Raw genomic sequence first — 13,117 nt, 5'->3', positions numbered from 1 at the left:
CAATCTATCTGACAATGCTCGCATTAAGCGCATCCGTAGCCACAAAGGCAGAGAACCCCGATGCAGTCTTTCAGACTTATCCCACCTATTCCGGTGAGGATCTTGAACTGACAGTGGACAGCAAGGGAACACACTGGCGTCTGTGGTCGCCTAAAGCTCAGGCGGCAAGAGTGATTCTCTATGACAGTGACCGAAACACACAAGCTGTGGATACTATTGACATGACCCGCGGCGAGGGTGGAACTTGGGTTGCGGCAGTGCCGCGTCAGCTCTACGGCTCATTCTACACCTTCTCGATTCTCGACAACGGCAAGTGGCTTGACGAAACTCCCGGAGTCTGGGCCAAGGCTGTCGGTACCAACGGCCACCGTGCGGCGGTGATCGATTTTGCCGCCACTGATCCGGAAGGGTGGGAGAGCGACAAGGGCCCGGCCATCGCACATATCAACGATGCCGTCATCTATGAGATGCACCACCGGGATTTTTCGGTCGACCCGTCATCCGGTATAGTCAACAAAGGAAAATTTCTCGCTCTGACCGAACCGTCAACCACCAGTCCTGACGGCGAAGCAACCGGAATTGACCATCTGAAAGAGCTTGGCATCACGCATGTCCATATTCTTCCGTCATACGACTATAACAGTGTCGACGAAGCAAATCTGCCTTCCAACCAGTATAACTGGGGTTATGATCCCTACAACTACAATGCGCCCGAAGGCTCCTATTCGACCAATCCGGCCGATCCGTCAGCAAGAATCCGAGAAATGAAAGAGATGGTCAAGTCGCTGCATGACAACGGCATCGGAGTGATCATGGACGTGGTCTACAATCACACTGCCGACAATGACAACTCCAATTTCTCTCTGACCGCTCCCGGCTACTATTACCGTCACCGTCCTGACGGCAGTTACAGCGATGCGTCGGGCTGCGGCAATGAGACAGCTTCTGACCGCCGGCAGATGCGCGACTTTATTGTCAACTCTGTCAAATACTGGGCAAAGGAATATCACATTGACGGATTCCGCTTTGACCTGATGGCCATTCATGACATCGAGACAATGAATGAGGTGGCTGCCGCGCTGAAAGAGATCAATCCTGATATTTTTGTCTATGGCGAAGGCTGGACAGCAGGTGACTCGCCTCTGCCTGTCAGCCAGCGCGCTTTGAAAGAGAATGTCAGCAAGATGCCTCAGGTGGCGGTGTTCAGCGATGACATCCGTGACGCTGTCAAGGGGCATTATACCGATGCCTCTGACCGCGGATTCGCCACCGGTAAGCCCGGACTGGAAGAGACTGTGAAGATCGGTATTGTAGGTGCCACAGCCCATCCGCAGGTAGACTATTCAAAGGGCAACAACTCTAAATTCGCCTATGCCTCGGTTCCGACACAGATCATCAACTATGTTTCGTGTCATGACGATCTGATGCTAACCGACAAACTGCGCAAGTCGATGCCTGACGCAAGCGAGGCCGACCGTCAGCGCGCGGCACGTCTGGCCCAGACCATAGTGTTCACCTCGCAGGGCACACCATTTATGTTTGCCGGCGAAGAGATTTTCCGTGATAAGAAAGGAGTCCACAACTCCTACAAGTCGCCTGACTCGATCAACGCTATCGACTGGAATCTCAAGCATGTCAACCGCGAACAGTTTGACTATTACCGCGAGCTGATCAAGCTGCGCAAGGAGCATCCTGCATTCAGAATGGCTACAGCCGATCAGGTGGCCAGGCATCTGAAATTTGACAATGTCAAGGAACCGAATCTCATTTCCTATTCACTGAAAGACCATGCGAACGGCGATCAGTGGAAAGAGATCAAAGTGGTGTTCAACGGAGCCGATGAGGCCCGTGAAGTGAAGATTCCGCGCGGCAAGTGGCTTGTGATCGCTGATGACGGCCACATTTCCGCCTCAGGACTTGGCGAAAGCAAGGGCGGCAGAATGACAGTGGCTCCGCGCTCGGCTCTCATACTCGCCTTGCCGCAGTAGAAGATTGTTTTTCCGGCAATCTTTACAAGATATAGGCCCCGCGCTTCAGAAGCCTTCAGCTTCCGGAGCGCGGATTTTTTATGCTGATGTTTTTAGGGTAGTGGAAAATTGAGTATATTTGCGGAATATTGAAATTAGTTACTTATCTGAAAAAGCAAACCGTCGTGGATAACAGAAAGAAACCTACCGCCATCCTGCGTATGCACTGTCCGGATCAGCCCGGAATCATAGCTGTAATAACAGATTTCATCACAACAAACAGAGGAAATATCATCTATCTCGACCAGTATGTAGACCGTCAGAACGGCATATTCTACATGCGCGTAGAGTGGGAGCTTGAAAACTTCATGATCCCGGCCGAAAAGATCGATGAATATTTCAACACCCTTTATGCCCGGCGCTATGAACTGACCTACCGCATCAGTTTCTCCACCCGCAGGCAGCGTATGGCTATCTTCGTCGGCAAGATGTCACATTGTCTCTACGATATGCTCGCGCGCCATATGGCCGGCGAGTGGGATGTTGATATTCCTGTGATCATCAGCAATCATCCTGATCTCGCTATAGCCGGAAAGCAGTTCGGCATACCGTTCGAGCACATTCCGGTCACACGCGACAACAAGGAGGAAATGGAAAAACGTGAGTTTGTGATACTTGACCGGCATAAGGTTGATTTCATAGTGCTTGCCCGTTACATGCAGGTGCTTTCAGAGGATTTCATCAGGCGATATCCTAACCGCATCATCAACATACACCATTCCTTCCTTCCGGCTTTTGTAGGAGCCAAGCCTTACCATCAGGCCTATGAGAGAGGCGTGAAACTCATCGGAGCCACGAGTCACTATGTCACAGCCGACCTTGACGCCGGACCGATCATAGAGCAGGACGTGGCCCGTATCTCACACAAGGATACCATCGATGAACTTGTCAAGAAAGGCCGTGATCTGGAAAAAATAGTGCTCTCGCGGGCCGTTGAAAAGCATATACAGCGTAAAATACTGACATATAACAACAAAACCGTTGTGTTCAGCTGATGCCTGCTCGGCGTTGCTGCGAAAAAGGCGTGAAAAAATAGCAAAATTTTCATTGTCAGGATATAGGAAAAATTGAAAATAATGATTACTTTTGCAGTTGTGTTGGCCAAGCAGGAGAGCCTGGCATCACAATTACAATATCCGATAGGAAATCAACGATAATAACGATATTCTATTCACTCAACTATCAAGTATTTAAATTTGCAGCTGAACCATAGCTGAAAATCAAAAAAAAACAACCGTAACCAATAAGCCGCGAGGCTTTGATCAAAAATTAATCCATACTGTATCTCAAACTTCCAAAATTCAGAAAACCACTCATGGACAGCAACGAAAAGAAAAGCAAACGCCCGCGAATCGGAGTTCGCCCCATCAATTCAGACAGTGTAGAAAACCGCAGTGACTTCTCATCACAGGAAGGTGGACATGAGGGCCAGGAACGCCAGGAACGTCATCAGTCTTCCTATGGCAACAGCTCTTATGGCAACAACCGTCCATATCAGCCGCGTCCCTATAACAACAATCGTCAGGGCGGCTATAACAACAACCGTTACAACAATAACAACCAGGGCGGTTATAACCGTTACAACAACAATAATAACCGCTACAACAATAATTATCAGCCCCGTCCGCAGGCTAATCCCCAGCTCGAAGGAGAGCCTCAGACTTCACCCGAAGGAAGCGTGAACGCAACTTCATCAGAAGGCGAAAACGCAGGCGGAGGCTATCAGCCCCGTTACAACAATAACCGTTATAACAATCAAGGCGGCTACAACAACAATCGTCAGGGCGGCTATAACAACAATCGCCAGGGCGGCTACAGCAACAACCGTCAGGGCAGCTACAACAACAACCGCCAGGGCGGCTACAACAACAACCGTCAGGGCAGCTACAACAACAACCGCCAGGGCGGCTACAACAACAATCGTCAGGGCGGCTACAACAACAATCGTCAGGGCGGCTATAACAATAACCGTTATAACAATCAGGGCGGCTATAACAACAACCGCCAGGGTGGCTATAACAACCAGAACGGCTACAACAACCGTCAGGGTGGATTCAAAAAGCAGGCTCCCCGCCAGAACCAGTATGGAATGCCGCAGGGAGGTCGCAGCTTCACTCCGCGCCCCCGCCGCATAGAATATGAAATGCCGCTGCCCGATCCAAATGAACAGATCCGTCTCAACAAGTTCATGGCCAATGCAGGTCTCTGCTCGCGCCGCGAAGCTGATGAATTCATCCAGCAGGGTCTGATCAAGGTCAACGGCAATGTTGTCACCGAACTCGGAACAAAGATCTCACACAGCGATGTGGTTGAATATGATGAAAAGGTAGTGGCACTGGAAAGCAAGTGCTACATCCTGCTCAACAAGCCGAAAGACTGCGTGACCACCAGCGATGATCCCAACGGACGTCTGACTGTGATGGATCTCGTCAAGGGAGCCTGCGACGAACGCATCTACCCCGTAGGCCGTCTCGACCGCAACACAACCGGTGTGCTTCTGCTTACCAACGACGGCGATCTCGCTTCCAAGCTGACCCACCCCAAATATGTCAAGAAAAAGATCTACCATGTCTGGACTGACAAAGATATAGCCGAAGAGGATATGCAGCGTATTGCTGACGGCATTGAGCTTGAAGACGGACCTATCCACGCCGATGCTATCTCATATGCCACCGACACTGACCGCAACCAGGCCGGTATCGAGATCCACTCCGGACGCAATCGCATCGTGCGCCGTATCTTTGAAAGCCTCGGCTATCACGTGACCAAGCTCGACCGCGTTTACTTCGCCGGACTCACCAAGAAGAACCTGCCCCGCGGTCGCTGGCGCTATCTGACCCAGGAAGAAGTAAACTTCCTCAAAATGGGCTCGTTTGAATAATCATTACTAATCAGACTCTTGCAAATGAAAAGAACAAAAGTAGCTGATCTGCTCAAAGATTCGTCTTTGATCGGAACCGAGGTTGAAGCCAAAGGCTGGGTGCGCACCCGCCGCGGCAACAAACACGTGCAGTTTGTGCAACTCAGTGACGGCTCTACAATAAAAAATATACAGATTGTGTTTGACATGGCCAAGTTCAGCGATGAGGAACTCAAGCCAGTCACAACCGGATCAAGCATCTGCGTCAAAGGCATGCTTGTAGAGTCGCAGGGCAAAGGCCAGACCTGCGAAGTGCAGGCCGAGAGCCTTAAGGTCTACGGCACAGCCGATGTTGAAAGCTATCCCCTGCAGAAGAAGGGCCACACATTGGAATTCCTTCGCGAGATAGCTCACCTGCGTCCCCGCACCAATACGTTCGGAGCCGTGCTGCGAGTGCGCAGCGCACTGGCTTTCGCCATCCACAAATTCTTTAACGAACGGGGATTCCAGTATCTCCACACTCCGCTGATCACAGCGAGTGACTGTGAGGGTGCCGGAGCCATGTTCCAGGTCACAACCCTTGACCTCAACAACCTTCCCAAGACTGAAGACGGCAAGACCGACTATTCTCAGGATTTCTTCGGCAAGCCGACCGCACTGACTGTGTCAGGTCAGCTCGAAGGCGAGCTCGGCGCCACCGCTCTCGGTGAGATCTACACATTCGGCCCGACTTTCCGCGCTGAGAATTCAAACACTCCGCGCCACCTGTCAGAGTTCTGGATGATCGAGCCGGAAATGGCTTTCTATGACATCACTGACAACATGGATCTTGCCGAGGAGTTTGTGAAATACTGCATCAACTATGCGCTCGAACACTGCATTGATGACATCACCTTCCTTCAGGATATGTATGACAAGGATCTCATCGAGCGTCTGAAGTTCGTGGTCGAGAATGACTTCGTGCGTCTGACTTACGGCGAGGGCGTGAAGATTCTTGAGGAATCAGGCAAGAAGTTCGAATTCCCTGTGCACTGGGGCACCGACCTTCAGAGCGAACACGAACGCTATCTTGTGGAAGAACACTTCAAGAAGCCCGTGATCCTTACAGATTATCCGAAAGAAATCAAGGCCTTCTACATGAAGCAGAACGAAGACGGCAAGACAGTCCGCGCTATGGACGTGCTCTTCCCGCATATCGGTGAAATCATCGGAGGTTCTGAACGCGAGGAAAATTATGACAAGCTTCTGGCCCGCATTGAGGAACTCGATATCCCGATGAAGGATATGTGGTGGTATCTCGATACCCGCCGCTTCGGTTCAGTGCCTCACTCCGGCTTCGGTCTCGGATTCGAACGCCTAGTGCTCTTTGTTACCGGCATGACCAACATCCGTGACGTCATTCCTTTCCCGCGCACTCCGGGCAAGGCTGAATTCTGATAATACTGAATCATTTTCTTTATATAGTAGAAACGCCGGACTCCGAGAAGGAATCCGGCGTTTTGTTTCGTAGAGAGCCTGACTGTTACTGCATCTGCGAAGAGGTGGGGATGGTTGATGCCTGACTTTCATCAGTAGCGGATGAAGCTTTTTTTTCTGCTGTGGCTATATCTTTCTTCTCATTTTCGATGAAGCGCTTCATTTCGCCACGGCGCTCTGAGGCACGGCCTATGAGCATGAAAATTCCGCCGACAATTATCAGCGCGCCGAATGTGACGGCGGTGGTCCATGACGCGAGAGCCACAACTCCGACAAACATCGTTATCATATATGCTATTACCACTCCCATCAGGAGTATGAAGCCAATCCAGAAAAGGCCTTTGCCAAAAGATTTCATAAGACAGTCAAATAGTTTTATAAGTGAGTAATGTTATATATAATAAATGGCTGCGGAGTGAAAAAGTTTTGTCATGCAGTAATAAAACGCTGATAAAAACTTCAAGAGCCGGCTGACAGGGTTGTCCAACCGGCTCTTGTATTGGTGTGTGGAATTACACTCTCAGGTCAATCGAAGATCTTGTCCCAGTCTTTCCAGACGGCTTCATATCCGAGGCGGCGGATGTCGGCTGCCACAGCTTCAGGCGAGCGTGGGTCAGACACCTCGAACTGTTCGAGTGCGTCAGGCGTAGAGCAGTATCCGCCCGGTTCGGTCTTGCTTCCGGCACTCATGGAGGTGACACCGAGTTTCATCATATTGGCGCGGAACTCCGGATCCTCGCGTGTAGAATAAGATATGTCCACATCGTGGTCGAATATGCGGAAAGCGAATGTCACCTGAGCCAGTTCGCGGTCGCTCATCACGACCTTGGGCTGATAGCCGCCCTCGGCCGGGCACATGCGCGGGAAATTCACGCTGTAGCGGGTGCGCCAGTAGTTTTTGCGCAGATAGCGCAGGTGGCGGGCAAGCATTGCAAGGTCGGTGCGCCAGTCTTCGAGACCTATGAGCACTCCCATGCCGATTTTGTGGACCCCGGCCTGGCCCATGCGGTCGAAGCCGTTGACGCGCCAGTCGAAAATGGACTTCATGCCTTTGGGGTGATAGGTTTTGTAGTTGGCGGCATTGTAGGTCTCCTGGAAGCATACCACTCCGTTAAGACCGCTTTCAACCAAACGTGCGTAGCTTTCGGTCTTCATTGGCATCACTTCGATGGTGAGATTGTTGAAATAGGGACGCGCCACATTCAACACCTTTTCAAGATAGTCTACGCCGTTGAGGGCCGGGAATTCACCGGATACGATAAGCAGGTTTTCAAAAGGACCTAGACGGCGGATGGCCTCGCATTCGGCCTTGACCTGATCAAGGGTCAGTGTGACTCGTTCGAGGGGGTTGTTGTGGTTGAAGCCACAATACACACAGGAGTTAGTACACGCGTTAGACACATAGAGCGGAATGTAGAGAGAGATGGTTTTGCCGAAGCGCTCCATAGTGTAGCGGTGACTAAGCTGCGCCATCTGTTCGAGATAAGGCTCCGCGGCAGGCGAGATCAGTGCCATGAAGTCTTCGACACTGAGATGCTGCTTGCGCAGGGCACTCTCGACGTGAGCTGCCGTGCGAGACTGGATGAAACGTGTGGTCTCATCCCAGTCATATTTTTTTAGTTCTTCTGAAAACATAAGAGTTTTGGTGTTTATGTTTTTGCAAGAGGCCGACGCGAGAGAGCAGCGTCAGCCTCTCGGTTAAAATCGGTAGGTTATGCCAAGCGGTAGGCGACCGACTCCCACGAAGTGGTGGCCGTTGTGTTTTTCGCCATTGATTCGTGGCTGCCAGACGGTCACCATCGGAGTCAGTGTCAGACCGATGTTGTCGGTCAGGCGATAGCTGGCGCGCAGGCCGCCTTCAAGAGCCAGTGATGTCTTGGAGTTTCTGCATGATCCCCAGCCGAAGCCGATTCCGGCCATCGGGCTGATTTCAAAGCGGCGGTCAGTCTCTCCGGTAAACACATGGGTGAGATTGAGCATATAGTCGAGGCTGAGGGTTTTGATCTCCTGATTGACGATCCGGTTGAAGGGCACACAGTCATAAGCGAATGAGAGTTGCAGTCCGGAGGTGCCGGTGAGCCACCCTCCGGCTGTGGCGTTGAAGCCCCAGGAGACTTTGCGGAACGATGTGTTGGAGAAACTTTCGCTGTAGAGCATCGGGCCTCCCGCTATTCCGACATAGGGGCGGAATTCCGATAAATCAGTGGCAGAGGCATGGGCCGAACGTTCTTTCCTGGTGCGGCCTATTTTGTAGCTGAGGCCTGCGAGCAGACGTGCTTCAGGATTGAAACGGCGTGTGTAGTTCGGGATGGCAAGCAGCTGCACCTGAGGTTCGAGGATGATGTCGACTGCGGGTGACACGCCGATGCGTCCGCGCAGTCCGGCTCTTGGTCCCCAGATAATGCTGTTGTGCTTATGGTTATAATGTGCGATACCGGCGTTCATGCCTACAAAGGCATCAAGATCGAAGCTACGTTCGCTGTCAAAGCCGCCGGCGAGTGTCGACAGGCTCAACAGATAGTCGGCCGAGAGCGAAAGGGAGCGGTAGTTTGCTCCGGTGTTATAATATTCGTATTCGCCGTTGATTCTCCAGGCGCTCTCCGGGGTGTACCATTTGCCGAAGCCCAGGCTCACTGCGCAGTTAGGCTGCCATGAGCGCGAACGCATCAGCACTCCGCCGAGCAGATCGAAGAAGTAGCGGCGTGAGGAGAGGAATTCTCGATAGTCTAAATGCGACTTGTAGGCATCATATTCGGGTGATGTGTTGAAGCGGTAGACGAGGCCAACGTTAATTCCCGGCATCAGAGCGACGCGGTGGCTGGCACGAGCTATCTCACTGTCGAATGCCCTGACATTGGGTTCAAGATAGAGCCCTACAGAGGGTGAGACTTTCCATATGCCCTGAAGTCCGGCATGAAGCCCGGGGAAAAATTTCTTTCCTTCGCCTGAGAGGCAGGCTGCGCTTGCACCCAGCACCACGTTTGTCTCTATTTTGGCATCGGGGTTATAGCCTACGAATGCCGAATTAAGATTCCAAAGGAAGTCAAGATCGGCTATTGTGCTGTAGCGTTTTTTGAATCCTGCGGGCTGCCGGAGTTCCGCGCCGCCGATCGAAAGACGCAGGCCGGCGGGTGCGCTGAACCATTTTCCGATAGAGAGGGTTCCTGCGGCGCCTATGCGGTCACGCCATTCAGAGGTGTTTTCGCCGATTGACACAATTCCTCCTGAGAGACCAATGAAGAGATTGTCGCGGAAATGGTTGTTGGCAAACATGGAGTTGTCCACGCTGATGCCTTTTCCTCCGGCCATACGGTAGCCGAGACCGACCATGACAGATGCGTTCCAGTCATATTTGTGCCATGTCTTGACATCGTCAAGCTTGTCGCCGTAGATGCCGAGACGAGGTTCCACATAGAGATAGGTGGATGATGTGAGGTAGACTCTTGGCTGCAGGGCTATTCTGGCACCGGCCACACCCCAGAGACGGTGACCTTCGCGGTGGAGCGCCTGGCCTTCGATTCCCATGATTCCGACCAGTTCGAAATGGCGTGAGGGGTTGTCGCCTCGAAGCAGGGATGAGAGGTTCATCATGTAGTCGAGTGAGAGGGCTGCGAAATACGGTTTGTAGTCTCTGAGTCCGTGGTGGCGTCCGCCGCTGATTCCGAGACGCCAGCCGTGGACGGGAGTTATCCAGTCTCCGATGGATATCCCTGCGCGGTAACCGTTTTCGGATGACGGACCTGACAGATGCGAGTTGGGGCGCATCCATTCGGGGCCGCCTTCCATAGAGATGAAAAGATGGTCGCCGAAGCGTTTGTGAGCGAATTTCTCGGCAGGGGCAGGGCGCTGGAGCACGTAGTCAAGCGCGTTCATAGTCGAGTCGATGGCCACCGGAGCATCCTGGGTGGCATAAGCGCCTAAGGGCAGAATGCAGGAGCTTATAATAGTGCAGATGGTGCGTATATTGGTTTTCATATCTGTTCCTCCTCTTCTTCACGTTCTTCCATAAGGTCAATAAGGTCGCCGTCTATTTTGGCGATTTCCTTAAGTTCGGGCTTAAGGCGGAGAGCATTTTCAAGGTGGCTTACGGCTGCCATGTATTCATCCACACGGTTTGCCGCCACAGCTTTGAGGTATTCCTCTTCAGCTGAGCCTCCGAGTTTTGAAGCCTTGCGCCAGGCCTGATCATTGGCTTTGAGGGCAAGGAGTATCACTACTTCATTGATGGGTGATTCGGCGGCTACTTCCTGCATGGCTTCCTCATAGCGTCCGTTGAACACATCGGTGTAGACCTTGGCTTTGTGGAATTTCGGAGTGTCAGGCAGAAGCGATGCCAGCGAGTCGGCTTCGAGATAGTGGTGAGAGGCGAGGCAGGCTGCTATGTGGTTGAGCCGTGATTCGTCGGGGATTTTCTTTGTCTTGTTTCCGGGTTTGAGATAGGCGGCGAGTAGGTCGTAGTCCGCTTCGCCGCGTTCGAGCTTCATGGCCGAGAGGTCAGTGGCGGCGACAATGAAGTTCGGATGTGTCTCAAGCGCTTTTTTCAGATATTCCTCTTTCTCAGCCGGTGTCTTGGCCACATAGCGGTAAAGACGGAAGAATTCGAAGCGGGAAAGCGATTTGGGATCTGTTTTGTAAACTTCGGCTATTTCATCGTCGGTCAGATAGCGGTATTGCGATGTCAGAAATTCATAGCTGACCTTACGCATGCGGGGAAGATATTTTTCGGGTATTAGCGATGAATAGAAGGGCAGTTTGCGCACACGGACTGACTGCATGTCCATCTGTCCGGGGTAGCGGGCTATGATCTCGGCCACTGCATCGGCTTCGGTGTTGAGGCTGTCGGCACGGAGCATTTTGACGAGAGTTTCCCACGGTTCGACCGAGGCATCGCTTTTGACTTCCATGTATCGGCGGGTAGTGGGGGAGAGGTTGTCCATGATCAGGTCAAGAGCCGACTGCATGCGTCTTTGCGAGAGAGTCACGTTTTTCTCATAGTTGCCTTCAGGCGACGAAGTGGAGTAGATATAGAAGCTCTTGAGGGCGGCATCCGGGTCGTTTTCGATGCGCTGCAGCTGGCTCAGAAGCGAGTTCATTTCAGAGCGGTTGTTGCCCTGGTCCATGTCAAGGCGGGCGTCGTTGACGCGGAATGTCAGCATGACGTCGCCACGGGTGTCGCGCATCTGCATTTCAGGTGTCGGATAGAATGTGGTGTCGGTGACTTCGGTCCCGATCAGATTGTACTGGAAGAAGCGCATCGGGTTGACAGTGCCGCGGGCTATGGTTGTGGTGTCGCGATAGAATACGCGGTTGTAGTTTTCCATTGCCATGAGCATGTCGCAGTGGAAGTCGTGGTCAGGATTATCGAGATAGACGGAGTCGCTCCAGAAGATCATGTCGTCCTTGCGGCTTGAATGTTTCTGGACCTCTACATAGGGTGTGAGCGGATCGTCATTGAGATCAAAATCGAGCATTCGGTCCTGGGTGATGTTGTAGCGGCGTCCGTCAAACACGAGTGGCTTGAGATACCACATTTTCGATGCCGAGACATTGTAGAGTGCCGGCTGGATTATCAATCGGGTGGAGGAGCCGAACAAGCGGTGAGGCACTTTTATGCGGGTCTTTATGTGGGCATAGTTACCTTTGATCTCGATGTCGGTAGGCTCCGGGGCCACGGTCTTGAGTTTGCCTTTGGCCTTGACCAGGACTTCATCAAGGGTTATCGAGGAACGTGTCAGCATAACATCGATGGTCAGTCGTCCCTCTACGGGGACTTCGGTGTCTTCCATGCCGAGGATGGAGAACACGAGCTTGCCGTCGCCGTCAATGATTACGAGATACTTGCCTTCTTCGTTGGTGCTTGTGAGGAGCTGTTCGTTTTCAGCATTGTAAATGCAGACTCCCTGCATCGGCTCGCCCTGTGAATTGGTAACGATGCCGCGGACATTGATGTCACGTGCTGTAGCGGCGAGCGCTATCATAAGGATAGCCGCGATAGAGGAGAGGATGCGTTTGGCTGTTGTCATTTCCATTTCTTTCGCGGATTATTTAAAAATGTAAGAGAATGAAATTCCGGTTCCGACAGGCACAGGCACCCACCGGCTCATGTTTGTGGTGGCAGGCTGGCCGTTCTGGTAGAGATAGTTGTAGCCCCATACACGTGCCATTCCAAGTCCAAGAGTGAATTCTACGTTCCAGTGTCGGTTGAGTACGAGGGCATAGCCGTAGGTCAGACCGGCGGCTACTCCGTTGCCTTTGTAGCAGTGTTCGCGCAGGCGCAGGTTGAAGACTCCGCCGCTGAATGCTACTCCCATGAAGTGGCGGGCCATCGGGCGGTTGAACCAGTAGCGCAGCGACGGTTCGATGCGCAGGTTTTTGAGCTTGATATCTGAGCCGTAGACAGTCTTGTCGAGAGGATTTCCGGCAACGCCGATCTCGAAAGTGACTCTGCGTGACAGACGGGTGTCAAGGGTGAGGTTGGGCGACATAAGCACCCAGTCAAGCGTGTTGGTCTTCAACGCGACCCTCTGCGCTTTGGCCGGGACATAGCATAGTGTGAAAGAGAGGATGGAGAGGAGCCAAAGAAAAAGCCTATTGGTCATCGGTGAAAATTGTAAAAATAGTTGAACGGTTAAGTTATAGTGTGTGATTATGTCATCAGAAGACATGAAAAGCAATAACCACTGATAGACGCAAGAGGGTGCTACAATCGCAGTAGGGTCCCTCTTGCGGTTATATACGGTGGCATCAAGTGATG

Annotated in this window: 9 protein-coding genes; 4 read left to right on the top strand and 5 right to left on the bottom strand. The window is 52.2% G+C overall.

Annotated features, from left to right (window positions below):
- Positions 1–14 precede the first annotated feature (14 nt).
- The 4 genes from pulA (at position 15) to asnS (ending at position 6,324) form a co-directional block, all read left to right on the top strand.
- Positions 15–1,988 carry a type I pullulanase gene (gene pulA, locus FDZ78_RS02005; protein WP_136408989.1) on the top strand — a complete coding sequence of 658 codons (1,974 nt, stop codon included), beginning with the start codon at positions 15–17 and terminating at the stop codon, positions 1,986–1,988.
- A 164-nt stretch (positions 1,989–2,152) separates the two neighbouring features.
- On the top strand, positions 2,153–3,022 hold the full coding sequence (gene purU / locus FDZ78_RS02000; RefSeq protein WP_255575962.1) for a formyltetrahydrofolate deformylase: 870 nt from the start codon (positions 2,153–2,155) through the stop codon (positions 3,020–3,022).
- A 320-nt stretch (positions 3,023–3,342) separates the two neighbouring features.
- A complete protein-coding gene (locus FDZ78_RS01995) occupies positions 3,343–4,908 on the top strand; it encodes a pseudouridine synthase (RefSeq protein ID WP_136408988.1) in 1,566 nt (521 codons plus the stop codon).
- Between the two features lie 24 nt (positions 4,909–4,932).
- Complete coding sequence (gene asnS, locus FDZ78_RS01990) at positions 4,933–6,324, top strand: asparagine--tRNA ligase (RefSeq protein ID WP_107032873.1); 1,392 nt, start codon at positions 4,933–4,935, stop codon at positions 6,322–6,324.
- Between the two features lie 85 nt (positions 6,325–6,409).
- On the opposite strand, the gene FDZ78_RS01985 is transcribed toward asnS, so the two are convergent.
- From FDZ78_RS01985 to FDZ78_RS01965, 5 genes are all read right to left on the bottom strand, one after another.
- Entirely contained in the window at positions 6,410–6,721 is a 312-nt protein-coding gene (locus FDZ78_RS01985) for a phage holin family protein (RefSeq protein WP_107032874.1), read from the bottom strand.
- 167 nt (positions 6,722–6,888) lie between these two features.
- Positions 6,889–7,998 (bottom strand): 2-iminoacetate synthase ThiH, encoded by a 1,110-nt coding sequence (gene thiH / locus FDZ78_RS01980; RefSeq protein ID WP_123399218.1) that lies wholly within the window; start codon positions 7,996–7,998, stop codon positions 6,889–6,891.
- Between the two features lie 63 nt (positions 7,999–8,061).
- Entirely contained in the window at positions 8,062–10,338 is a 2,277-nt protein-coding gene (locus tag FDZ78_RS01975; protein WP_124075921.1) for a hypothetical protein, read from the bottom strand.
- Positions 10,335–12,392, bottom strand: a complete 2,058-nt coding sequence (locus FDZ78_RS01970) for a carboxypeptidase-like regulatory domain-containing protein (protein WP_107032877.1) — start codon at positions 12,390–12,392, stop codon at positions 10,335–10,337. Before FDZ78_RS01970 ends, FDZ78_RS01975 begins: the two co-directional genes overlap by 4 nt.
- A 12-nt stretch (positions 12,393–12,404) precedes the next feature.
- Positions 12,405–12,962, bottom strand: a complete 558-nt coding sequence (locus FDZ78_RS01965; protein WP_160631214.1) for a DUF3575 domain-containing protein — start codon at positions 12,960–12,962, stop codon at positions 12,405–12,407.
- Between the last annotated feature and the right edge of the window lie 155 nt (positions 12,963–13,117).

This window comes from Duncaniella sp. B8 (genome assembly GCF_005304985.1).
GTDB lineage: Bacteria > Bacteroidota > Bacteroidia > Bacteroidales > Muribaculaceae > Duncaniella > Duncaniella muris.
This window is presented reverse-complemented; position numbering and strand designations above follow the sequence as displayed.